The organism is Enterococcus sp. DIV0724b (assembly GCF_050531475.1).
Lineage (GTDB): Bacteria > Bacillota > Bacilli > Lactobacillales > Enterococcaceae > Enterococcus_L > Enterococcus_L haemoperoxidus.
Window position 1 is genome coordinate 1,381,549 of record NZ_CP172890.1, and the last position, 23,017, is coordinate 1,404,565.

Consider the following 23,017-nt stretch of genomic DNA (forward strand, 5'->3'; position numbering starts at 1 on the left):
GAAACTGTAATATTTTTATCGATCAAATAGATAAAATTTATGCTATTATTTATAGTACAAGTCTTACTAAAGACACTGTTGAAGAAAATGGAGGGTTAATAGTGAAGAAAAAGAATTTGTCATTATTAATAGTTAGTATGGTTACAGTTGCAGGAACAATAGTACCGATTAGTTCATTAGCTGAGACAACTGATAAAAAAATAGAACAACAAGATAAAGAAATTTCAGCATTAAAAGAAAAACAAAAAGGTGTAGCAGCTCAAATCACCACATTAGAAGAAGAAATTTCTTCGATTTTTGATGAAGGTATTTCTCTGAATAAACAAAAAACAGAATTAACGAAAGAATCTGAACAATTAAAAAAAGATATTGCTGCATTAGATGTGCGAATCAATAAAAGAACAGAAGCGATTCAAAAACAAGGCAGAAATGTTCAAGTGAATGGACAAGGGACTCAAATTTTGGATATGATTTTAAATTCAGAATCAATCACAGATGCAGTCGGCCGGGTGCAAGCAATTTCTTCAATTATGACAGCAAATAATGATTTAGTTAAACAACAAAAAGAAGATAAAGCCCTTATTGAAAGTAAAAAATCAACTATTCAAACGAATTTAGCGAATGTTGAAAAGGCAACCGTTCAACTTGAAAAAGAAAAAGAAAACCTGGTTGCTAAACAAGCTGATTTAAATGTTCTAAAAGCTGAGGTAGAAGCTGAAACATCTGGTGCTGAAAGCTCAAAAAGCAAATTATTAAAAGAACAACAAGAAGCACTAAAAACGCAGCTTGCAAATGAAGCGAAAAATAAAGAAGCCAAAAAGGTTGAGACTGCTAAAGCTGATAATTCAAAAGCAACAGAAACAACAACTACTCAAAGTGAAAGTACTACAGAGACAACTACAGCACCATCTAATCCTGGTGGGACGAATGAGTCGACTAGTAATCCAAATGAGGGAAACAACTCAGGCAATCAAGAAAGTACTGGACCATCAGAAAAACCTGTTGACCCTGTAACACCACCAGTTACTTCTGGTGATGCGACGTTCCAAGCGTTAAATTCTTTACGAGCAGCTCACGGTTTGAGTCCAGTTAGTTGGGACGCAGGACTTGCTGCTGCAGCTAGTAGCCGTGCAGCGAGCATGCAAGATTTCCAAGTACCATCTGATCATTGGAACAGAGGAGACGAAGTAATTGCATTTATGTTTGCTCCAGGAAACTCTGTCATCATGGCTTGGTACAATGAGACGAACATGACATCTCCATCTGGAACAGGTCACCGAGATTGGGAATTAAATCCTGGAATGACCCGTGTTGGATTTGGATATGCTGGTGGCGTAATTGTAGGTCATTCTGCTTAAAAATACGATTGAATTAAGTTCATTTTGTATTAACATAGTCGCGTGAAGTAAAACAACGTAATTTGTTTTGCTTCACGTTTTTTGTTGCTTCTACTTTAGAGCTATTAAAACTAGTTTTGAAAAAATGAATATTTTTTGTCTTCTATGCTATAATATATGAGTTAATAATCTAATGGAGGAAAACAATGGACGGTATTTTACCTTTATGGAAAGAAGCGGGCATGACTAGTCATGACTGTGTTTTTAAACTGAGGAAAATTTTACATACAAAAAAAATTGGTCATGGTGGTACACTTGACCCAGATGTTTCTGGTGTTTTACCTATTTGTATCGGCAAAGGGACGAAAGTGATTGAATATATGGTTGATTCTGGCAAGACCTATGAAGGACAAATCACGCTAGGTTTTTCTACATCAACGGAAGATGCCAGTGGAGAAACTGTTGAACGTGTTACGCTCTCTAAACCTTTTTCAACAGAAGAAATTGATGCTGCAATGCAAACGATGACAGGCGAGATCACTCAAATTCCACCAATGTTTTCGGCAGTCAAAGTCAACGGCAAACGCCTCTATGAGTATGCTAGAAATGGGGAAGAAGTCGAACGTCCAGTGAGAAAAGCAATGATTTATTCTTTTGAACGAACGAATGAACCAGAATTTGATAGAGAAAAAGGAACACAAAGCTGGCGCTTCAAAGTAGTTTGCGGTAAAGGGACCTATGTTAGAACGTTGTCTGTAGATACAGGTCTTGTTTTAGGGGTTCCGGCGCACATGTCTGATTTAACTCGCACAGCAAGTGGCGGTTTGACTGCTGAGCAAAGTTTGACGTTGGCGCAAGTTGCAGCAATAATGGAACAAAATACGATTTCTGAAACGTTATTACCGATCGAAACAGCTATTGAGCATTTTCCGCGAATCGATTTATCCGCTGCACTTTATCAAAAAGTAAAAAATGGTGTTCGCTTGACTCCAGCTGAGTTATCTTTAAACGAAATGCCCGAAGATTTAGTCGCACTATTTTATCAAGACCAAGTTGTGAGTTTATATATGGCACATCCGACAAAGCAGAACATATTAAAACCTAGCAAGGTACTAAGAAATAATTAATAGAAAGAAGTTTTATCATGCAAATCATTCCAATACGACATCCATACACCTTAGACCAAATTCCAGCTGATGAGGTCGTTATGGTATTAGGCTTTTTTGATGGGGTTCACCGTGGGCATCAAAAAGTAATTGAAACAGCAAAAAAAATTGCACAAGAAAAAGGCTTAAAGCTGGCAGTAATGACGTTTAACCAGCATCCATCTATCGTTTTCCAAAAGGTTCTACCTGAGAATATGAAATATTTGAATAGCTTAGAACAAAAAGAGCGATTGATGGAAAAACAAGAGGTAGATATTCTATATGTGATTGAATTTACTTCTGCTTTTGCTCATTTAGCCCCGCAAGAATTTGTGGATCAATATATTGTAGGCCTTCACGCAAAAGTGGCAGTGTCTGGTTTTGATTATACTTATGGTCCTAAAGATATCGCAGATGTTGCTCATTTACCGGGATATGCTAAAAATCGCTTTGAGATTGTTACTGTGGGTAAAGAAGAGTTAGATGGTGCTAAAATCAGTTCAACACGGATTCGTGAGCTAATGGAACATGGGAATATGGAAGGTGTTACTGAATTGTTAGGTTATGTCTATGAAACAGACGGGACAGTTGTTCACGGGGATGCTAGAGGTCGGTTATTGGGATTTCCGACTGCCAATATCAAAGTAAAAAGCACAGTGCGTTTACCTAGAATAGGTGTTTATGCTGTGAAAATTCAAGTAGGCAACAATTGGCATATTGGTATGGGCTCAATCGGACATAATGACACGTTTGGTGACGGTCGCGATCTTACCGTAGAAGTGTATATTTTAGATTTTCATCAAGATATTTATGGTGAGCAAGTTACTGTTTGTTGGAATCATTATTTACGTGATCAAGTTAAATTTGATGGCGCAGAAAGTTTGATTGTACAGTTAAAACAAGACGAGCAAGATACTGCTGATTATTTTTCGAATAAGAACTGTTGATAGGTTTGATAGACTGAATAAGTTGCGACGCTTAGATCGCAACTTATTCAGTTTTTTTGTTTATCAATTGTTTTTAAGTATACGGAATAGCACTATAATTATTATAGGATGGTTTGTATTTTATAATCTGTCATAATGAATGATAAGCAAAAATAATTGCTTACTAATTTTTAGGAGGATGAAATCCATGAAAAAAATCGTTTTAGGTACAACTATCTTGCTGTGTTCACTAGCTTTAGTAGGATGCGGGAAAAATACGGAAAAAAATAAATCTGAAACACCGACGTCCTCCGAAGTGAAAAAAAGTAGTAGTTCTTTAGAATCTAGTAAAAATAAAGAGGACAAAACTTCCGATTCTAAAGAGACTGATAAAAAAACATCAGAATCTACTACAAAAAAGAAAAAGTGATAGATGAACCTTCATTGAACTAAAAACAGTAGAATGATGTAATGGTTCTTAATTTATTTTTTGAGTTGTTTGTTGTGGTTGGGTTCGCCAGTTTTTTAAGCGAAAAGAAGCTGAGTGATAACTTTTTGGAGTTATGTCTCAGCTTCTTTGAATTAATAAAATGAAGTATTTGTAAAAGAAGATAATGCTTGTTTTAATTGAGTGTTCATGTATTTATTCTTAAGATAATAAACGGACATTACTCTTGTAGGCAGGCTATTATGGCTTATCGAGGCGATATCTAAATGATCTAAGTGACACTCAAGATACTGAGGAACGATTGAAAAAGTATTCGTGTTACTTACCATATAAAGGATTAATTCAGTTGTGTCGACTTGAATGTCATACTCTTGAGACCTCGAAGGAAGATTAGTATCCATCCAATCATAAATCGTTTTTGTCTCAAGGAATCTCTTATTGAAAAATACAAATGGATAGTGCTCAAGTAGATCCAGGGTGATGGTTGGGTGTTCGAGAATAGGATGCTCTTTGCGCATGATAATTTTGTACTCATTGGAGTAAATGTCTATTTTATTTATCGTTGTAGGTACATTCTTTATAGCTGGACCAATGCCAATATCGGTTTCCAATGTTTCAAGGGACTTGAAAATATTGTCTGAAACAATCGTATTTACTCTCAACTGTTTATATTCACGGAACAAAGCAGAAAGTGTATCATTCAATTTGAATTCAAGATCATTTAAAAAAAGTGAAACATTGATCGTTGTAATGTTAGATTCAGCTGTATCAGACAAATCGTTGATTTCTTCACCAATATAGTACATTTCTTGTTTGATGCGCCAACAATGTCTTTCCAATATTTTTCCAGCTGGAGTAGGTTGACATTCAGAACCATTTCTATAAAATAGCGAAGTGCCGATTTCATCTTCGAGATTTCTTATTTGTTTACTCAGTGCAGCTTGTGAGATGCCTAGTATATCACTGGCTCTAGTAAATTGTTTTTGTTCGCAGAGGGCCAAAAAGTAATTTAAATGAGTTAATTCCATGATTTCGTGCTCCTTTCAATGGGAAATTAAAAGATAAATTGAAGTTGCTTTATTAGATAGTCATGTGTCTTAGAACGTGTAAAACTTGAGGCATAACCAATAGAAATATTTCTAAAAGGCCCATCGATGATTTCAACAGAATTAACATTCAAGTAATTAGGAAGTGAATCTGTTAAGGAGTATGGTAAAAGCGCTACACCAAAGTCTTGATCGACTAAGTTTAAAATGGATATTGTTGAAGGTAGTTCATAATGATGATTGTATTTAAGTTTAGGATGAGCTGTTTCTATCCAAGAATCAATTACTATTTTTTCATAAATTTGATTGGAATAATTTATTAGCGGGATTTGAAGTAAATGCTCCGCTGAGACTTCATCTAAGTCAGAAAATTTGTTGTTATTACTGATAAAAAGCACATATGATTCAGATAAAATTAAGTCACTCATTATCTTAGGATTTGTTTCAGAGAGGATTCCGATTGCTATATCAATTTCTCCTTTTTCCAAAACTTCTTCTAGATTGTTATAATAGCAATAATCGATTGAAACAGAAGGATAGTTCGTGTGAAAGTCAGTTAATAATTTTGCCATTAGATAATCAGTGTCAGCCAAATTAGTTCCAATTCTGATAAGTGCAGTTTCGCCACTATGAACAAGCTGATTAATTTCATCAATAGCCATTTCAAACTCGTGAAAAATATTTTCCCCTCTTTTTTTTAAAACCATCCCTTCAGGTGTTAACGTATTATTACCGTAATCTCTAGTTATTAATTGTGCATTCAATTCCTGCTCTAATTCTCGAATATGAGTGCTTAAATAAGGTTGAGAGATGCCTAATTCTTCTGAAGTTTTTGTGAAGCTTTTATTTTTACATAATGCTAAAAAATAATCTAAATGTTTTAGTTTCATTTGCTCATCCCCTTCATTCGAATAAAAAAACTCGTCTCTTACAAGATAAAATAATTTTTTCTGAAATAGTTGTTTTTTTTTAAAACTAAATAAAAAATTAATAGTACATTAAATGAAAAAGGAAAAGGCCCCTTCAATTGGTGATAGCAAACCAATTGAAAGAGCTTCTATCAGTATATTCTAACTGATAAAAAAATGATGAACTTTTTTGCTTATGCACTGTAAATAAGTTATTTACTCATTCATTATAGACTTGAAGACAAAGTTAAACTATTTCATTTTACTTATAGTGGTATTCCTTTTTAGGTAATCAGGTATAAAAATCATTGAGACCATAAATCCCACCTCGCAGGAAAGACGAAGTGGGATTTATCAGAGTTTACTTTGTAAAAAGGAGTATGGATTTATGCATAAACGAAGTTGGGAAGTTCGTTTATACAACTATCATAAATAAAAACATAAAAAAAGACTATTCAGTTTTATTTATAAATATATTCTTTTTTCTTAATGATTTCGCATAAATCTAAAGACTTATTAAAACTACATTCAAAAAAAGTTATAGCTATATAATTTTTTTAGTCTATAAAATACTAGTATAAATCATTAGAATAACAGTGTAATTCTTCTTGTTAGGTGAGGCTCCTATACAAACACAGGCTACTGCCCAAAAATGTCGAGAGACGCCAATGGGTAGAACAGGAATTGTCGAACGAAGGCTTTTCTTAAGGTAGCTAAAAGCAGATGCTTTTTACGTTGTACAGTGCCAAAACTCAACGATTACGAAGACTCACGGCAAAGCGGGCTGAGTTTTCAGTGCGCTCTTTTTGTGTGGAAAGGATGTGGTTAAGGTGCCAGAAGATAGTTCGATCAAGCAGAAATCAACGAAAAGAAAAGAGGATAATCCAGATGCAAAAAGAAATGAAGAACATGATCCATGAAAAAGCTTATCAAAAATTAGCAAATCTATCTATTGATAAAGTCTTAGAAAGTTTTTCCTCTTCGTGGGATGGGTTGAAAGCCAGAGAAGTCCAGCGTTCAAAAGAACAGTTTGGCGTCAATAAAATCACGGATGATAAAAAGAAATCAATTGTCTATACTGTCATAAAATCTTATGTCACACCGTTTACTGTGGTATTAATGATTCTGGCAACCATTTCGTTTTTTACCGAATATGTCTATGCGGAGCCAAGTGAAAAAGATATTGCCGGCGTTTTGATCATGCTTGTTATGGTTTTATTGAGTGGCACTATGACATTAGTCCAATCGGTTAAGTCCAGTAACGCTGTCAATAAACTACAAAATATGATCCAAATCACTGCAACAGTCACTAGAGAAAATAAAGAAATGGAAATTCCTATGGATCAAGTAGTTTGTGGGGATTTAGTGAAACTTTCAGCTGGAGATATGATTCCAGCAGACCTTCGTTTGATTCATGCAAAAGACTTATTTGTATCACAATCAGCTATGACGGGTGAAAGTTTCCCAGTTGAAAAAAAAGTTAAAAATTTTGTTTCAACCAATAATAACCAAACAGATTATGAAAATCTACTATTTTTAGGAAGTAATGTAGTTAGTGGTAGCGGAGTAGGTGTAGTCGTTCGTGTGGGTGACAATACATTATTTGGAAAAATTGCCCAAGATGTAGCGGATGATGAGAAAAAAACCAGCTTTGAATTAGGTGTGAATAAAACGACTTGGTTGTTGATTCGTTTTATGATGGTCATTACACCAGCAGTTTTTTTGATCAATGGCATCACAAAAGGCAATTGGAGTGAAGCGTTGATGTTTGCGATTGCGACAGCAGTTGGTCTTACGCCAGAAATGTTACCAATGATTGTTACGACTAATTTAGTTAAAGGCTCTAGAGATATGGCAAAAGAGGGCACGATCATGAAAAACGTCAATGCCATTCAAAACTTTGGTGCCATGGATATTTTATGTACAGATAAGACGGGGACATTAACCCAAGATAAGGTGATTTTAGAATATCATTACAATACGTCATGTCAAGAAGATCGAGAAGTGTTGCAATCAGCCTTTTTAAATAGTTATTTTCAAACGGGTCTTCGTAATTTGATCGATAAAGCAATCATTGAAGCGACATCAAAAGAATTATCCATTGACGAAGAGGACTACTTTAAAATCGATGAAATTCCGTTTGACTTTAACCGTAGAAGAATGAGTGTGGTGATTAAAAATAGAAGATCAAATCAAAGCTTCTTGATCACTAAAGGAGCAGTTGAAGAGATGCTGCAAGCATGTACGCATATCAATCAGCACGGAGAGATTGTTCCGATAACACCCAAAATAAAAAAACAAGTATTAAAAACAGTAAACGAATTAAATGAAGATGGTTTGCGCGTGTTAGCAATTGCGGATAAGGAAGTCAATAATCAATTAGATGACTATTCAGTTGAAGACGAAAGAGAACTGATTTTACAAGGATATCTAGCGTTCTTAGATCCACCTAAAGAAACCGCATCTGCAGCCATTAAAGCATTGAAAAATAACGGAGTTTCAGTGAAAATCTTAACAGGCGATAATGAGTTAGTTACCCGTTCAGTCTGTAAAGAAGTCGGTCTTGGTGCTGAAAAAATGATCAATGGTTCAGCTCTTGCTAAACTTTCTGATACCGAATTAGAACAAACAGTTAATGAATACAATATTTTCACAAAAGTAACCCCTGATCAAAAAACAAAAATTGTTAAAGCACTGAAAAAAAATGAACAAACAGTTGGGTTTATGGGAGATGGGATCAATGATGCTGGAGCGATGAAGGTGTCAGATGTGGGCATTTCTGTCGATACAGCTGTCGACATTGCCAAAGAATCGGCAGATGTCATTTTATTACAAAAAGACTTGATGGTTTTAGAAAAAGGAATCATTTCTGGCCGCAGAGTTTTTAGTAATACAATGAAGTATATCAAAATGACTGCAAGTTCAAATTTTGGTAATGTATTTTCTGTTATTCCTGCAAGTATCTTTTTACCATTTCTACCAGTAGCGCCGATTCAATCACTCTTTTTGAATTTGATTTACGATACATCATGCATGTCTGTTCCTTGGGATAATGTGGATGCAGAGTATGTAGAAAAGCCTAAAAAATGGGAAGCAAAATCGATTGGTTCATTCATGAGATGGTTTGGACCAACAAGTTCTATTTTTGATATCGTAACGTATTTATTTATGTACTTTATTATTTGCCCTGCAATTTTAGGTGGTGGGTTCTTCTCATTAACAGCGGATAAAAAACTACTATTTATCGCTATTTTTCATGCTGGCTGGTTTATCGAGTCGCTATGGTCACAAATGTTGGTACTTCATGTCTTGAGGACGCCGAAGATACCATTCCTTCAAAGTAGAGCCTCTGGCATCTTGACACTGGTTACTTCGATTGGGATTTTAATTGGGACTATTTTACCATTTACAAATTTAGGTGCTAGTATCGGGTTTGCTCCATTACCAGGTAACTACTTCTTCTATCTGATTCCAACAATCGTTGCTTATTTACTTTTAGTAACTGTGATCAAAAAGATTTATATGAGGAAATATCAAGAGTTACTGTAGTCAAAAAGTTTTTTGTAACTATAATACAATAAGACACCTTTGCTTCTTTAGCAGGATCAAGGTGTCTTTTTTTATACGTGTTTATCAATAGTGTTACTTGAATAGGGAAGCAGAATTTATTGAATCAAATTAGAACATTTTATGTTGGGATATGGTAAGATAAGAGACGTCTTCTATATAATAGCAAGTAGAATAGAAGTCTTCTAAATTGGAGGAATAAAAAAATTGGAAAACGATAATACTAAGATTTCAGCTTACATACATATCCCATTTTGTGAACACATCTGTTTTTACTGTGACTTTAATAAAGTCTTTTTGGAAGGACAACCAGTTGGTGAATATATTCAAAGTCTTTTAAAGGAAATTCGTTTGACCAAAGATCAATATCCTAGCAAGACAACGGAAACGATTTACATAGGAGGTGGAACGCCAACCTCTTTATCGGCTAAGCAACTGGATGTATTGCTAAAAGGCGTGCGGGAGTTACTACCAATCGATAAGACAAATGAATTTACAATAGAAGCAAATCCTGGTGATTTAACACAAGAAAAGCTGCATGTGATGAAAGAATATGGCATAAATCGTTTGTCTATGGGGGTTCAGACATTTGATAATAAATTGCTTAAAAAAATCGGACGTAAGCATACTGCAGAAGATGTTTATGAAACGATGAAACTTTTGGAAAAAGAAGATTTTCTAAATGTGAGTATTGATCTAATTTATGCATTGCCGGGCCAAACGCTAGAAGGATTTAGAGATACCTTGAAACGAGCGATTGAACTTGATTTACCTCACTATTCATTATATTCTTTGATTTTGGAAAATAAAACGATGTTTATGAACTGGGTTCGACAAGGTCGCTTGCAGTTGCCAGATCAAGATGTTGAAGCGCAAATGTTTGAAGAAACGATTATTGCGATGGAAAAGGCAGGGCGACATCAATATGAAGTAAGTAATTTTGCTTTAAAGGGACAAGAAAGCCAGCATAATTTAGTTTACTGGAACAATGATCACTATTATGGATTCGGAGCAGGTGCCAGCGGTTATTTAGGACATACAAGGTATCGTAACCATGGCCCGATTCAACATTATCTAAAACCATTAAAAGAAAATCAGCTGCCCACAGTTGAAACAGAGATTTTGACATTGAATAATCAAATGGAAGAAGAACTTTTTTTGGGTTTACGAAAAATGTCAGGTGTTTCAAAAGAGCGTTTTAAAGAAAAATTTGGTTTATCATTGGATCAGGTTTACAAAGAAACGATTCCTAATCTGGTTCAAAAAGGATTATTATTGGAAAATGCCAGTCATATCCAACTTACCGAACAGGGACTTTTTGTAGGGAATGATGTATTTGAAGAATTTCTTATTGAGAAAGAGTGAACTTAAAAAAACGATTGTTGGGATGGATTCTATAGAGTGAGGCGAGAGTTTGAACGACTCTCGTCTTTTTTTTAGCACTCAGTCATAAAGAGTGCTAAAAAAGATTGTTTTTCTCTTGACAATTTTAAAGGAACTTGATATATTAATAATTGTATTAGCACTTGAATAACATGAGTGCTAATGAAGGGTGGTAACTATGATAACTGAAAGACAAAAGAATATTTTGCGACTTATCATCCAAGAATACACGAATACAGGAACACCTGTGGGATCAAAGAAGTTGATGGAAGATGGAATTAAGTCAAGCTCTGCAACGATTCGTAATGATATGAAGGCTTTAGAAGAACACGGTTTACTATTGAAGACACATTCGTCTTCTGGCCGAATTCCTTCAATGGATGGTTATCGCTATTACGTGGATCATTTACTAAGTCCAACACAAGTTGCACATGATGAATTAGAAACAATTCGTCATTCCTTTGGAAAAGAGTTTCATGAGATCAATGACATCATTGAACAATCCGCTGAAATCCTTTCTGACCTGACTAGTTACACAGCTTTTTCGTTAGGTCCTGAGGTGAAAGAACGGAAACTAACAGGTTTTCGGATTGTTCCTTTAAATGACCGACAAATCATAGCGGTTATCGTAACAGATAAAGGAAATGTAGAAAGCCAAGTGTTTGCAATACCTGCTTCCGTTTCCAGCCAAGATCTAGAGAAAATGACGCAAATCATAAACGACAAGCTTGTGGGACAACCATTATTAACGGTTTATCATCGCTTGAGAACAGAAATTCCAATGATTTTACACCGTTATTTTCAAACACCAGACGGCATGATGAATTTATTCGATGCAATGTTAGGTCATGCATTTGAAGAGAAAGTATTTGTCAGTGGCCGCATGAATGTATTAGATTTTGGTGTGAAACAAGATATCGATCAATTAAAATCAGTTTATTCATTTATGCAAAATACAGATGCTATCACGCATTTGTTAACAGCTGAAGCGGACTCCCCAATTGCGATTCGTATCGGCTCAGAAATAGGAAATAATCTATTGGATAATATGAGTATGATTACCGCGACATATGAAGTAACAGGGCACGGTAAAGGAACTATTGCTTTATTAGGACCGACAAGTATGCCATATTCAAAAATGTTTGGTTTAGTGGATGTTTTCCGCAATGAATTAGCGTCAAAACTTGGTGCTTATTATCGTTTTCTAGATGAGTAAGTAAAAAGTTGAAAATATAGAATTCTAATAATTCTACGGAAATGAGAAGGGAAGTTGCCAGAGTGAGTAATAAAGAAGAGACAAACGAAGAAATTCATGAAGAACACGAAGAACATATGGAAGCAATTGACGATTCTGGTGTTTCTGAAACAGAAGCTGAGATGACAGAATTAGAAAAAGCTCAAGCTGAATTGTCAGAAATGGAAGACAAATTTTTAAGAGCACGTGCTGAAATTGCCAATATGAGCAATCGCTTCAAAAATGAGCGCGAGTTGCTTGTACGCTATCGATCACAAGATTTAGGCAAAAAAATATTGCCGTCACTTGATAACCTTGAACGTGCGATGGCAATCGAAGTTGATGATGAACAAGGTACAAGTTTGAAAAAAGGTATTTCAATGGTTCTTGAAAGTTTACAAGCTGCATTAAAAGACGAAGGAATCGAAGAAATCCCAACAATGGGCGAAGTATTTGATCCTAATCTACATCAAGCAGTTCAAACGATTCCAGCAAGTGACGAAACACCTGCAGATACAATCGTTGAAGTCTTACAAAAAGGTTATAAGTTACATGATCGTGTTTTACGAGCAAGCATGGTTATTGTTGCTCAGTAGCAGCATAAAATATGTTTGTATAATATAAATTGAAAAAAATTAAAATAGAAGATAGGAGAACATTAATTATGAGTAAAATTATTGGTATTGACTTAGGAACAACAAACTCAGCAGTTGCAGTATTAGAAGGCGGAGAAGCAAAAATTATTGCAAATCCAGAAGGTAACCGCACAACCCCTTCAGTAGTATCTTTTAAAAATGGTGAAATTCAAGTAGGTGAAGTGGCAAAACGTCAAGCAGTAACTAACCCACATACAATTGCCTCAATCAAACGTCATATGGGCGAAGCAGGTTATAAAGTAGAAGCAGATGGCAAATCTTATACACCACAAGAAATTTCTGCAATGATCTTACAATATTTAAAAGGCTTCGCAGAAGACTATTTAGGTGAAAAAGTGGATAAAGCAGTTATTACTGTTCCTGCTTACTTCAATGATGCACAACGTCAAGCAACAAAAGACGCTGGTAAAATTGCTGGTTTAGAAGTAGAACGTATTGTTAACGAACCAACAGCTGCTGCATTAGCTTATGGTTTAGACAAAACAGATAAAGACGAAAAAGTGTTAGTGTTTGACCTTGGTGGAGGTACATTTGACGTATCGATCCTTGAATTAGGTGATGGCGTATTCGACGTGTTATCAACTGCCGGAGATAACGAATTAGGTGGAGATGACTTTGATAACAAAATCATCGACTACATGGTAGCAGAATTCAAAAAAGAAAACGGTGTTGACTTATCTAAAGATAAAATGGCTGTTCAACGTTTGAAAGACGCTGCTGAAAAAGCGAAAAAAGATTTATCAGGTGTTACTTCAACACAAATCAGCTTACCATTTATCACAGCAGGAGACGCTGGTCCATTACACTTAGAAATGAACTTAACTCGTGCTAAATTTGATGAATTAACAAGTGATTTAGTAGAACGTACAAAAACACCTGTACGTCAAGCTTTGAAAGATGCTGGTTTGAACCCATCTGAAATCGATGAAGTAATCTTGGTTGGTGGATCTACACGTATCCCAGCTGTTGTAGAAGCTGTTCGTAAAGAAACAAACAAAGAACCAAACAAATCAGTTAACCCTGATGAAGTAGTCGCAATGGGTGCTGCAATTCAAGGTGGGGTTATCACAGGTGATGTGAAAGACGTTGTGTTATTAGACGTAACACCATTATCATTAGGTATCGAAACTATGGGTGGCGTATTTACTAAGTTGATCGATCGTAATACTACGATTCCAACAAGTAAATCTCAAACATTCTCAACAGCCGCTGATAATCAACCAGCTGTAGATATTCATGTATTACAAGGTGAACGTCCAATGGCTGCTGATAATAAAACATTAGGTCGTTTCCAATTAACAGATATTCCAGCCGCTCCTCGTGGTGTGCCTCAAATCGAAGTAAGTTTTGATATCGATAAAAATGGTATCGTAAACGTACGTGCCAAAGATTTAGGAACTCAAAAAGAGCAAACTATCACAATCAAATCTTCATCAGGTTTATCAGATGATGAAATCGAACGTATGGTTAAAGATGCCGAATCTAATGCTGAAGCGGATAAAGCACGTAAAGAAGAAGTTGACTTACGTAATGACGTTGATGCCTTGTTATTCACTGTTGATAAAACATTGAAAGAATTAGAAGGCAAAGTAGACGCAGACGAAGTGAAAAAAGCTGAAGATGCTCGTGATGAGTTAAAAGCAGCTGTTGAAGCGAATGATATCGAACAAATGAAAGAAAAACGTGATTCATTAAACGAAATCGTTCAAAACTTAACGGTAAAACTTTATGAACAAGCAGCGCAACAACAAGCGCAAGAAAATCCTGAAGCTGCACAAGGTGGAGCAGATGATGTTGTAGATGCTGACTTTGAAGAAGTAGAAGGCGACGATAAATAATCGTTAACAAGCTGGCAAAGACCAAAGTCATCGCTTTGGTCTTTGCCTATCTTTATTTGTAGAGAAAATTAGAGAGCAAATCAGGGGGAAGCTATTTTTCTTTTGTTTGATTTGTGGTATGATTACAACGATGTTTTTATACAAATAAGTTGGCGTCGATCCTATTTTAGAATAAATGGAATAATAGTTGGAGGGGAACTAATGGCTACGAAAAGAGATTATTATGAAGTGCTAGGCCTTGCTAAAGGTGCTTCAGATGACGAAATAAAAAAAGCTTACCGTAAGCTTTCCAAGCAATATCATCCGGATATCAATAAAGAAGCAGATGCTGAAGATAAATTTAAAGAAGTTTCTGAGGCGTATGAAGTATTGAGTGATCCTCAAAAGAAAGCAGCGTATGATCAATATGGTCATGCTGGAACTGATCCAAACTACGGCGGTGCCGGTGGTTTCGGTGGTTTTGGCGGCGGCGGGTTTAGTGGAGGTAGCGGCTTTGGTGGATTTGAAGATATTTTCGATTCATTCTTTGGCGGTGGCTCTCGTAGTGTTGATCCGACTGCACCAAGACAGGGATCTGATTTACAGTATACAGTTAACCTAAAATTTGAAGAAGCGATTTTTGGTGTTGAAAAAGAAATTAAGTACAATCGCGAAGATAATTGCGAAACTTGTGGAGGCAATGGCGCAAAACCAGGTACTCATCCAGAGACTTGTCACAAGTGTCACGGTTCTGGTTCAATCAATGTTGAACGTCAAACACCACTTGGTCGTGTGATGAGCCGACAAACATGTGATGTTTGTCATGGTACTGGTAAAGAAATCAAAGATCCATGTCCAACATGTCATGGAACTGGACATGAGAAAAAAGCGCATAAAGTCAAGGTCAATGTTCCAGCTGGAGTAGAAGACGGACAACAAATGCGTTTGGCAAATCAAGGGGAAGCTGGAATGAACGGTGGACCATATGGTGATTTATATGTTGTATTCAGCGTAGAAGACAGCAATATTTTTGACCGTGAAGGATCTGAAATTTACTACGATTTACCATTAAGTTTTGTGCAAGCTGCACTCGGTGACGAAGTCAAAGTACCGACTGTTCACGGCGATGTAAAATTAAAAATACCTGCTGGTACTCAAACGGAAACAAACTTCCGTTTACGCGGTAAGGGTGCACCACGCCTACGCGGCGGCGCAAATGGTGACCAGCATGTAAAAGTTAAGATCATTACACCAAAAAACTTGAATGATGAGCAAAAAGAAGCATTACGTACATTTGCTAAAGCTGGCGGTCAGACCGTAAGTGAACAGCAAGAAGAAGGTTTTTTTGATAAGATGAAAGACGCTTTTGGCGGTAAGAAAAAGAAATAAAGTGAAAAAGCTTTTCAGACTGTACTATATCCGTACAAGCTGAGAAGCTTTTTTATGCTATCTATGGTTATTGATAAAGTTCAAGCAAATTTTCGATACGTCGTTTCAATTCGTTCCTAACATGAGGTGGCGTAAGACATTCACACTGATTACCAAAACCTAAAAGTAAATTATAGCCAAACTCATCTTCCATAAAAGGAAATTCAACAATCAATCTATCAGAATCATTAGAAGGAGAAAAACGTAATTGTCCAAATTTATCAATCAACTGTTCTTTGATCTTGTGCGTTACTTTGAGAGTAGTGATTGTAAAATTTTTACCGTAGAATGGTTCATTTCCCAAAGGTTTTGCTTTAAATTCTCGTGGAATAAAAGTCGAGGATGACAAGTCTAAATCAAGCATTCTAGAAATTTTGAAGGTTCTAAAATCAGCTTTTTCTAAGCAATAGGCTTGTAAATACCAACTGATTTCCTTCAAAACAAGACGATAAGGCTCAACAGTTCGTTTGGTTTTTCTTCCTTGATTATCTTCGTAACCAAACTCAAGTATGCGGTGTTGGTCCATAGCAGATTTGATGAGTTCTAAAAAAGGTTGCAGTGTATGATTACGGGTCCAAGGAGTTAAATCGATTGTAATTTGGTTGGTTTTAAATTCAATTTCTTCTAAAAAATCCTCTGGGGCAAGTGTTTTTATTTTTTGAAATAGTTGATTTGTTTGAATTGGAGAAACGTTTTGGGATAAACTCTCTAACGCAATCAGTAAAGACGTAATATCTGAAGAGGTAAAAAAATTTTTATCTATTTTGTAATTGTCCATAATTTGGATACCGCCATTTACGCCGGGGCAAGAGGTTACTGGTATTCCAGCCTCACTAAGAGAATTAATATCTCTGTAAATAGTTCGGACTGAAACTTCTAACATTTTAGCTAACTGAGGGGCACTGATCTGTTTTTTTTCTAATAAGATCATCGTGATTGCTAGTAGACGTTCTGTTTTCATAGAACTATATCCTTCCTTTGTTTATTTATCGAGAATCGTTTACCTTATTATAACGAAAAATCTGCTCTTAGGTGATGTAATAGATCTTTAAATGTTTGTACACCAGTGAATAATCAAGATTTATTGACTTTCGTTATGTAGATTTATATAATATGAATGTTGCTTTAAGCTAAAAAGGCTATGACGCGAATGAATCAATAGAAAATTAAATGTGTTTAAAATAACAGTGTAGGCTGTTTTTTTATTATCCAAGAGTAACCAACAAGTAAAGAAAGGAAGTCTGATATGAACAAAGTACTTTTTAGACAACCGCATCCTCTGGTCATTTCTAGCTATTATATAGTGATGTTATTGATCGTAATGAGTACGACAAATCCAGTGATTATCAGTATTTTTTTCTTTGGAAGCTTATTTTTTCAGTTGATTTATTTGAAAGGAAAGCAAAAAAAGTCAGTGATTTATCCTTTGATCTTTTTAGCTCTTATAACTGTGACGAATCCTTTATTTGTTCATAGAGGAGCAACGATATTATTTTTTTTATTGAATAAACCGATTACTAAAGAAGCATTTATCTATGGTTTTTTTATGGGTATGATGATTGCGACAGTAATCTACTTATTTCAAAATTTCCAGGTGGCAGTAGACTCGGAGCAATTTTTTTATCTTTTCGGGAAACGATTTCCTAAAGCGACATTGATTTTAACGCTAGTTTTTCGTTTTATACCGCTACTTAGGCAGTATTATCAAGAGTTAAATCAAGTACAAAAAACGGTTCAAGGAGCACAAAAACAAAGTTTTAAAGAAAGAGCTTCTTATGGGATGGATTTATTTGGAAATTTATTTTCCTGGTCCTTAGAAAATGCAATGGACACGGCAGACTCTATGAAGGCACGTGGGTATGGGATGATGATCAGAAGCAGCCGACTGAGCTATCGTTGGAGAAAAATGGATACGTTATTTTTGATCATGATTATTCTATCAAGTGCTTTTTTTATTTTAGGAATGATGGACGGGCATTATCAATTTAATTATTATCCTTATCAAGAAAATGTCTATTTACTAGTACAACAACACTGGTTAAATTACTTGTTTCTTTTTGTTTTAGCATTGTTACCGTTGATTAATCAAGTAGGGGAGACGATCGTATGGACTATCTTGAAATCAAAAATCTGAGTTTTCAATATGCTGGAAGTGATCAACCTATATTGAGAGAATTGACATTATCAATTGATCGAGGTGCTTTTATTTTGGTTTGCGGCGCTTCAGGCAGTGGTAAATCAACGTTATTAAAACTGTTAAAACCACAACTTACACCTGCTGGAAAACAGACCGGCAATATCTATCTAAATAATAATAAAATGACTGATCTTCCAGAACTTTTTACAACCAGTAAAATCGGCTATGTCATGCAGAATCCTGAAAACCAGATTGTGACAGATGGTGTTTGGCAGGAACTGGCCTTTGGTTTGGAAAATATAGGTATATCTGCTTCTGAAATTAAAAGCCGAATCGCTGAAATGGCTAGCTTTCTAGGTATTCAAGCATTACTTGAATCTAAAACAAGCGAATTATCTGGTGGGCAAAAGCAACTGCTAAATCTAGCTTCTGTTTTGGTGATGAAACCGGATATTTTGCTTTTAGATGAACCGACAACCCAACTTGACCCGATCGCTTCACAAAATTTTGTTGATATACTTGTAAGGCTAAATCGAGAAATGGGCTTAACGATCTTATTAGCTGAACATGGATTGGAATCAGTCTTTTCTCAGGTGGATAAAGTTGTTCTTCTTGATAAAGGTCAACTGATTTTTGCAGATGAGCCAAGACGTATATCCAATGAAATTAAGAGCAATAAACCTGAGCTTAGTCGATTTATCGTTAGTTTGCCTAGTGCTGCGCAAATTTATCTGGAGAGTGGGATACAGGATAAATGTCCTGTCAATGTCATCGAAGGCAAGCGATTTTTAGCTCGCCATTTTCCTGCTATTGTTTCATCACAGGAAGAACCCCCAGAGCTAGTTGCTCAGAACCTAGCAAGTAAAAGTATTCAATTAAAAAATTGCTGGTTTCGCTATGAAAAAAGTGGACGGGATATTTTAGCAGGTGTCGATTTTGAGGTGTATGAAGGAGAAATTTTTTCTTTGGTTGGAGGGAATGGAACTGGGAAAACCACATTGTTGAAAGTCATTGCCGGAATCTACAAATGTTACCGAGGGAAAATCACTATTTTTAATCAACCAATCAAAAAAAATCAAAAAGCTGTAGCCTATTTACCCCAAGATCCTCAAACACTTTTTATCAAAGATTCAGTGGAAGAGGACTATAAAAATTATTTAGACAACATAAAAATGGATGAACAGGAACAAGTAAAAAAGATAAACACTGTTGCAAATTTGTTCGAATTAAACACAATCTTATCACAACATCCTTTAGATTTAAGCGGTGGAGAATGTCAGCGAGCGGCATTAGGTAAATTACTTTTAACTGACTCAAAAATTTTGTTACTGGATGAACCGACAAAAGGAATTGATAACTACGGGAAAAAGCAACTAATTAAGGTATTAAAAGAGCTAGCAAGACAAGGTAAAACAATTTTAGCCGTAACACATGATTTGGATTTTGCTGCAGAATTATCTGACCGTTGCGGACTATTTTTCCAAAATAATGTATTGACAACGGCAGCACCAAAAGTATTTTTCAGTGGTCATACATTTTATACAACTGCGGCTAGTCGAGTTTCTCGCGAGACCTTTCGTACTTTAGTTACAACCCAACAAGTGATTGATGCGTGTAGAGCAGTAGAGGGTGTGACAGATGATCAAAAATAACACCAAACGATTTTTTTTCAGAGCGTTGCTTGTACTGCTATTATGTATGATAGGTGTTTCATTATTTCAAGCCAGTCAATATCAAATAATTTCTATGTTATTAGCGATAGGTGCTTGTTTTCCAATTTATTATCGCTATGAAAAAAAACAGTTAAATAGTAAAGAATTAGTTTTGATTGCGTTATTAACAGCGATTGCAGTTTTAGGTAGGTTTTTGTTTTACATGATTCCAGCGATTACACCGATGACGGCGATTATTATTATTTCAGGTATTTGTTTAGGATCTGAGGTAGGATTTTTAGTAGGTTCGTTGTCAGCTATTACATCAAATATGTTATTTGGTCAAGGTCCGTGGACACCATTTCAAATGTTTTCTTGGGGATTAATCGGTTTTCTTGCTGGCTTACCTTTGATACAGAAGATACTTAGAAAAAGCTATTGGTTTTTAGCGCTTTATGGAATTTTAGCAGGACTTTTCTTTTCCTTTTTCATGGACGTATGGACAGTTTTTTCGATCGATCGCTATTTTTCTTGGCAACGATATCTAGCATTACTAGTGACTGCCATACCTTATACAATTTCCTATTGCTTTGCAAATGCTTTCTTTTCGTGTTTGCTTTTTAGGTCAATTCAAAAGAAGCTTCAACGTATTTTAATCAAATATGATATAAAATAATTCAAATAAAGGTGGAATTAAAAATGAAAAAAATTATAAAAGCAACTATGGTCGTTATGGTGCTCTTCTTATTAGGTGCTTGCGGCAAAGCAACAGACAAAAAAGATACAACTAAATCAAGTGAAGATTTGCTTAAAGTCACGATTATTTTGAAGGAAGACGATAAGGAGTTCGACAAAAAAGAAGTAAACGTTAAAAAAGATGAGTCGTTGCAAACAGTCATGGAAACAAACTATAAAATAGAAATGTCGAAAGATTTTGTCAGTGGTATCGACGGTCATCTACAAGATGCAAAAGCAAGTAAATATTGGATGTACGACGTAAATGGCAAACAACCAGATGTTGGAGCTGTGGAATATTTTCTAAAAGATGGAGATACGGTTACTTGGACACTGAATAAATTATAAAATAAAGAAGCTTCTAAAAAGATTTAACAAACCCTGACAATCAGTTGTCAGGGTTTGTTTGTTAGAATGAATTTGTCAGTCAGACAAATGAAAAATAAGGAGCTATTATTTTATGACACTAACAGAAGCATTTAAAAAAATAATGAGTGAACAAACAGAGATCGCTTTAGCAACAAGTGTTGAGAAAATACCGAATGTAAGAATCGTCAACTTTTTTTATGATGAAGACAAAAAATGTCTCTTCTTTTCAACCTTTAAAGGAAATGAAAAAATCACTGAGTTTCAAGCAAATCCCAATGTTGCGTTTACAACAATTCCGACCCTTGATACTAATCATGTTCGTGTACATTATGCAAAAGTGAAAACAAGTGATTTGACCGTTTATGAGGTAGCAGACCAATGGATTCAAAAAATTCCTAGTTATAAAGATAATATCGAACAAGCTGGCTCTATGTTGGCATTATACGAAATTCACTTCACTCAAGCCATCGTGATTCTAGGAATGGACAGTCGGGAAACGATTAACTTATAAGAATGAAAAGGAGGGAATACTATGAAGTATTGGATCGGTGTTGCATCTAAGGATCATGTAGAACTTGGTGTAGCAGGTGGTTTTTGCCAGTTATGTCACGGAAAGTCAGCTCCTCTGAATAGAATGAAGGCAGGTGATTGGCTGATTTATTATGCACCTAAGCAAAGTATGAAAACCAAAGAGCCTTGCCAAGAGTTCATTGCGTTGGGACAAATTTTACCAGGAGAAGCCTATCCATTTGAAATGGCTCCAGGCTTTATTCCAAATAGAAAAGACATTACCTTTTTGGAAAATATTCAATCCGTTCCACTACAAGCAGCTGCAGATTTTCCATTGTGGCAGGAGTATCGATCACGCTTGAGATTTGGTCATTTTCAAATTCCAGAGGAGTTGTTCAACTTCATCGCTTCTGGAATGAAAAAAGGATAAATAAAAAATCAGGACAGAGAAAATAGTCTCGTCCTGATTTTGCTTTACAATATTAAATAATTATTCGTAACGTAATGCTTCGATTGGATCAAGTTTCGCAGCTTTTCTTGCTGGATAAACACCAAAGAAAATCCCAATAGCACTTGAAAATAAAAGTACAGCTACAATTGAGCTTAACGTAAACTGTGCTGTGATATCCAAAGCACTAGCAACAGTAACTGCCAAGATTGCACCTAATGTTAATCCAATCAGTCCACCAATCAAGCACAGAATAACCGATTCTGTCAGAAACTGAAATAAGATATTACTATCTGTTGCGCCTAACGCTTTTCTTGTTCCAATTTCTCTAGTTCGTTCCGTTACCGAAACAAGCATGATATTCATCACACCAATACCTCCAACAAGCAGAGCAATTGCCGCAACAGCTGCAATAAAGTTGATAAATAAACCTAAAACATTATTCACTTGATCAAGTGCTTGCAAGAAGTTCGTTGCAGTATAGACTTTTTCACCGACTGTATTGTGACGAACAGAGAGGATATTTACGATTTGTTTCGAAACTGCATCGATATCATCTTTGGATTTGACAATTACAGTTAAACTAGTGATTTTAGTGGCATCAGGATTTAAATTATCCGCTGTAGTTAGTGGAATGGAGACATAACCCATCATTTCCTCTTCGTCAAAAGAGCCAACCATTTTTTCTACGGTACTTTTGGTTACGCCGATGATTCGGGCACTGATTTGTCCTTTTTGTCCGCGTAAGTTAATTTTTTCACCCACAACGTTTTCTCGTCCGTTGAAAAAATAGCGAGCGGTGTCAGCGCTAATTACAGCTACTTTGCTGCCTTCAGAGTATTCGGTTGTATTGAAATAACGACCATAGACGATGTCTTTATCCATTGTTTGATTGGTATATTGTAAATCAGGCGTTCCTGCCATGATCAATGTTGCTTTTGATTTTTCATTTGCGGCTCCGACTGCTTGGATTGAAACAACAGGAGAGAGATGGTCGATTTGCGGGATGCCATCTTTTAATGCTTTGATGTCTTTACTGGTGATTTTTTGACTATCGGTTGCGTCTCGACTAGTAGAAACAGAAATCGTAGAAGCACCCAAATCGCTGAATGTGCCTGTGATTTGACTAGTCGCACCATTACCCACAGCTAATATAGCGATCACAGCTGCAATTCCGATAATAATTCCCAGCATAGTCAAAAACGAACGCATTTTATTCGCTAGAATACTATCGATCGCCATTTTGAAACTTTCAATAATTCCCATGAAAA

General features: G+C 35.7%; 20 protein-coding genes and 1 riboswitch. Of the genes, 16 read left to right on the forward strand and 4 right to left on the reverse strand.

All coding sequences use genetic code 11. The annotated features are described in order from the left end of the window. The first annotated feature begins 101 nt into the window (after positions 1–101). The 4 genes from IGJ02_RS06415 (at position 102) to IGJ02_RS06430 (ending at position 3,838) form a co-directional block, all read left to right on the forward strand. Positions 102–1,358 (forward strand): coiled-coil domain-containing protein, encoded by a 1,257-nt coding sequence (locus tag IGJ02_RS06415; RefSeq protein ID WP_430603706.1) that lies wholly within the window; start codon positions 102–104, stop codon positions 1,356–1,358. Positions 1,359–1,543: 185 nt separating this feature from the next. Then, positions 1,544–2,464 (forward strand): tRNA pseudouridine(55) synthase TruB, encoded by a 921-nt coding sequence (gene truB, locus IGJ02_RS06420; RefSeq protein WP_430603708.1) that lies wholly within the window; start codon positions 1,544–1,546, stop codon positions 2,462–2,464. A 17-nt stretch (positions 2,465–2,481) separates the two neighbouring features. Next, positions 2,482–3,429, forward strand: coding sequence for a riboflavin biosynthesis protein RibF (ribF, locus tag IGJ02_RS06425; RefSeq protein ID WP_430603709.1), 948 nt, complete (start codon positions 2,482–2,484; stop codon positions 3,427–3,429). A 187-nt stretch (positions 3,430–3,616) separates the two neighbouring features. Continuing rightward, entirely contained in the window at positions 3,617–3,838 is a 222-nt protein-coding gene (locus IGJ02_RS06430; protein ID WP_430603711.1) for a hypothetical protein, read from the forward strand. Positions 3,839–3,990: 152 nt separating this feature from the next. On the opposite strand, the gene IGJ02_RS06435 is transcribed toward IGJ02_RS06430, so the two are convergent. Next, entirely contained in the window at positions 3,991–4,884 is an 894-nt protein-coding gene (locus tag IGJ02_RS06435; protein ID WP_430603712.1) for a LysR family transcriptional regulator, read from the reverse strand. 26 nt (positions 4,885–4,910) lie between these two features. Next, positions 4,911–5,792, reverse strand: a complete 882-nt coding sequence (locus tag IGJ02_RS06440) for a LysR family transcriptional regulator (RefSeq protein ID WP_010761004.1) — start codon at positions 5,790–5,792, stop codon at positions 4,911–4,913. Between the two features lie 618 nt (positions 5,793–6,410). Continuing rightward, a riboswitch (M-box (ykoK) riboswitch) is annotated at positions 6,411–6,581 on the forward strand. Between the two features lie 117 nt (positions 6,582–6,698). On the opposite strand from IGJ02_RS06440, the gene mgtA reads away from it, so the two are divergent. The 6 genes from mgtA (at position 6,699) to dnaJ (ending at position 15,856) form a co-directional block, all read left to right on the forward strand. Next, the gene (gene mgtA / locus IGJ02_RS06445; RefSeq protein ID WP_430603714.1) at positions 6,699–9,359 is read left to right on the forward strand and encodes a magnesium-translocating P-type ATPase; all 2,661 of its coding nucleotides are present in this window, start codon (positions 6,699–6,701) and stop codon (positions 9,357–9,359) included. A 225-nt stretch (positions 9,360–9,584) separates the two neighbouring features. Beyond that, positions 9,585–10,742, forward strand: a complete 1,158-nt coding sequence (gene hemW / locus IGJ02_RS06450) for a radical SAM family heme chaperone HemW (protein WP_430603715.1) — start codon at positions 9,585–9,587, stop codon at positions 10,740–10,742. Positions 10,743–10,938: 196 nt separating this feature from the next. Then, entirely contained in the window at positions 10,939–11,976 is a 1,038-nt protein-coding gene (hrcA, locus tag IGJ02_RS06455; protein ID WP_010761007.1) for a heat-inducible transcriptional repressor HrcA, read from the forward strand. A 41-nt stretch (positions 11,977–12,017) separates the two neighbouring features. Next, on the forward strand, positions 12,018–12,590 hold the full coding sequence (gene grpE / locus IGJ02_RS06460; RefSeq protein ID WP_430603717.1) for a nucleotide exchange factor GrpE: 573 nt from the start codon (positions 12,018–12,020) through the stop codon (positions 12,588–12,590). 68 nt (positions 12,591–12,658) lie between these two features. Then, positions 12,659–14,488, forward strand: a complete 1,830-nt coding sequence (dnaK, locus tag IGJ02_RS06465) for a molecular chaperone DnaK (RefSeq protein WP_010761009.1) — start codon at positions 12,659–12,661, stop codon at positions 14,486–14,488. Between the two features lie 201 nt (positions 14,489–14,689). Continuing rightward, entirely contained in the window at positions 14,690–15,856 is a 1,167-nt protein-coding gene (gene dnaJ, locus IGJ02_RS06470) for a molecular chaperone DnaJ (RefSeq protein WP_010761010.1), read from the forward strand. Between the two features lie 67 nt (positions 15,857–15,923). On the opposite strand, the gene IGJ02_RS06475 is transcribed toward dnaJ, so the two are convergent. Continuing rightward, the gene (locus IGJ02_RS06475) at positions 15,924–16,856 is read right to left on the reverse strand and encodes a helix-turn-helix transcriptional regulator (protein ID WP_010761011.1); all 933 of its coding nucleotides are present in this window, start codon (positions 16,854–16,856) and stop codon (positions 15,924–15,926) included. Between the two features lie 285 nt (positions 16,857–17,141). Here IGJ02_RS06475 and IGJ02_RS06480 point away from each other — a divergent pair, with 285 nt between their 5' ends. The 6 genes from IGJ02_RS06480 to IGJ02_RS06505 all read left to right on the forward strand — a co-directional run bounded on the left by IGJ02_RS06480 (position 17,142) and on the right by IGJ02_RS06505 (position 21,728). Beyond that, positions 17,142–18,029 carry an energy-coupling factor transporter transmembrane component T gene (locus tag IGJ02_RS06480; protein ID WP_430603719.1) on the forward strand — a complete coding sequence of 296 codons (888 nt, stop codon included), beginning with the start codon at positions 17,142–17,144 and terminating at the stop codon, positions 18,027–18,029. Next, positions 18,002–19,684, forward strand: coding sequence for an ABC transporter ATP-binding protein (locus IGJ02_RS06485; protein ID WP_430603721.1), 1,683 nt, complete (start codon positions 18,002–18,004; stop codon positions 19,682–19,684). The genes IGJ02_RS06480 and IGJ02_RS06485 overlap by 28 nt, the downstream gene beginning before the upstream one ends. Beyond that, the gene (locus IGJ02_RS06490) at positions 19,671–20,360 is read left to right on the forward strand and encodes an ECF transporter S component (RefSeq protein ID WP_010761014.1); all 690 of its coding nucleotides are present in this window, start codon (positions 19,671–19,673) and stop codon (positions 20,358–20,360) included. The genes IGJ02_RS06485 and IGJ02_RS06490 overlap by 14 nt, the downstream gene beginning before the upstream one ends. A gap of 23 nt (positions 20,361–20,383) precedes the next feature. Beyond that, a complete protein-coding gene (locus tag IGJ02_RS06495; protein ID WP_010761015.1) occupies positions 20,384–20,767 on the forward strand; it encodes a DUF4430 domain-containing protein in 384 nt (127 codons plus the stop codon). A gap of 112 nt (positions 20,768–20,879) precedes the next feature. Beyond that, on the forward strand, positions 20,880–21,299 hold the full coding sequence (locus tag IGJ02_RS06500) for a pyridoxamine 5'-phosphate oxidase family protein (protein ID WP_010761016.1): 420 nt from the start codon (positions 20,880–20,882) through the stop codon (positions 21,297–21,299). Positions 21,300–21,320: 21 nt separating this feature from the next. Further along, a complete protein-coding gene (locus IGJ02_RS06505) occupies positions 21,321–21,728 on the forward strand; it encodes an EVE domain-containing protein (protein ID WP_430603723.1) in 408 nt (135 codons plus the stop codon). 60 nt (positions 21,729–21,788) lie between these two features. Here the strand turns inward: IGJ02_RS06505 and IGJ02_RS06510 are convergent, their stop codons facing one another. After that, the gene (locus tag IGJ02_RS06510) at positions 21,789–23,012 is read right to left on the reverse strand and encodes an ABC transporter permease (RefSeq protein WP_430603724.1); all 1,224 of its coding nucleotides are present in this window, start codon (positions 23,010–23,012) and stop codon (positions 21,789–21,791) included. Positions 23,013–23,017 lie beyond the last annotated feature (5 nt).

What these genes read in the sequence shown, in the direction of transcription:
- IGJ02_RS06440 (WP_010761004.1), bottom strand. Translation starts at nt 5,792, where the DNA reads ATGAAACTAAAACATTTAGATTATTTTTTAGCATTATGTAAAAATAAA.
- IGJ02_RS06505 (WP_430603723.1), top strand. Translation starts at nt 21,321, where the DNA reads ATGAAGTATTGGATCGGTGTTGCATCTAAGGATCATGTAGAACTTGGT.
- truB (WP_430603708.1), top strand. Translation starts at nt 1,544, where the DNA reads ATGGACGGTATTTTACCTTTATGGAAAGAAGCGGGCATGACTAGTCAT.
- dnaK (WP_010761009.1), top strand. Translation starts at nt 12,659, where the DNA reads ATGAGTAAAATTATTGGTATTGACTTAGGAACAACAAACTCAGCAGTT.
- dnaJ (WP_010761010.1), top strand. Translation starts at nt 14,690, where the DNA reads ATGGCTACGAAAAGAGATTATTATGAAGTGCTAGGCCTTGCTAAAGGT.
- IGJ02_RS06495 (WP_010761015.1), top strand. Translation starts at nt 20,384, where the DNA reads ATGAAAAAAATTATAAAAGCAACTATGGTCGTTATGGTGCTCTTCTTA.
- mgtA (WP_430603714.1), top strand. Translation starts at nt 6,699, where the DNA reads ATGCAAAAAGAAATGAAGAACATGATCCATGAAAAAGCTTATCAAAAA.
- IGJ02_RS06430 (WP_430603711.1), top strand. Translation starts at nt 3,617, where the DNA reads ATGAAAAAAATCGTTTTAGGTACAACTATCTTGCTGTGTTCACTAGCT.
- ribF (WP_430603709.1), top strand. Translation starts at nt 2,482, where the DNA reads ATGCAAATCATTCCAATACGACATCCATACACCTTAGACCAAATTCCA.
- IGJ02_RS06500 (WP_010761016.1), top strand. Translation starts at nt 20,880, where the DNA reads ATGACACTAACAGAAGCATTTAAAAAAATAATGAGTGAACAAACAGAG.
- IGJ02_RS06485 (WP_430603721.1), top strand. Translation starts at nt 18,002, where the DNA reads ATGGACTATCTTGAAATCAAAAATCTGAGTTTTCAATATGCTGGAAGT.
- IGJ02_RS06475 (WP_010761011.1), bottom strand. Translation starts at nt 16,856, where the DNA reads ATGAAAACAGAACGTCTACTAGCAATCACGATGATCTTATTAGAAAAA.
- IGJ02_RS06435 (WP_430603712.1), bottom strand. Translation starts at nt 4,884, where the DNA reads ATGGAATTAACTCATTTAAATTACTTTTTGGCCCTCTGCGAACAAAAA.
- IGJ02_RS06490 (WP_010761014.1), top strand. Translation starts at nt 19,671, where the DNA reads ATGATCAAAAATAACACCAAACGATTTTTTTTCAGAGCGTTGCTTGTA.
- grpE (WP_430603717.1), top strand. Translation starts at nt 12,018, where the DNA reads ATGAGAAGGGAAGTTGCCAGAGTGAGTAATAAAGAAGAGACAAACGAA.
- IGJ02_RS06480 (WP_430603719.1), top strand. Translation starts at nt 17,142, where the DNA reads ATGAACAAAGTACTTTTTAGACAACCGCATCCTCTGGTCATTTCTAGC.
- IGJ02_RS06510 (WP_430603724.1), bottom strand. Translation starts at nt 23,012, where the DNA reads ATGGGAATTATTGAAAGTTTCAAAATGGCGATCGATAGTATTCTAGCG.
- hrcA (WP_010761007.1), top strand. Translation starts at nt 10,939, where the DNA reads ATGATAACTGAAAGACAAAAGAATATTTTGCGACTTATCATCCAAGAA.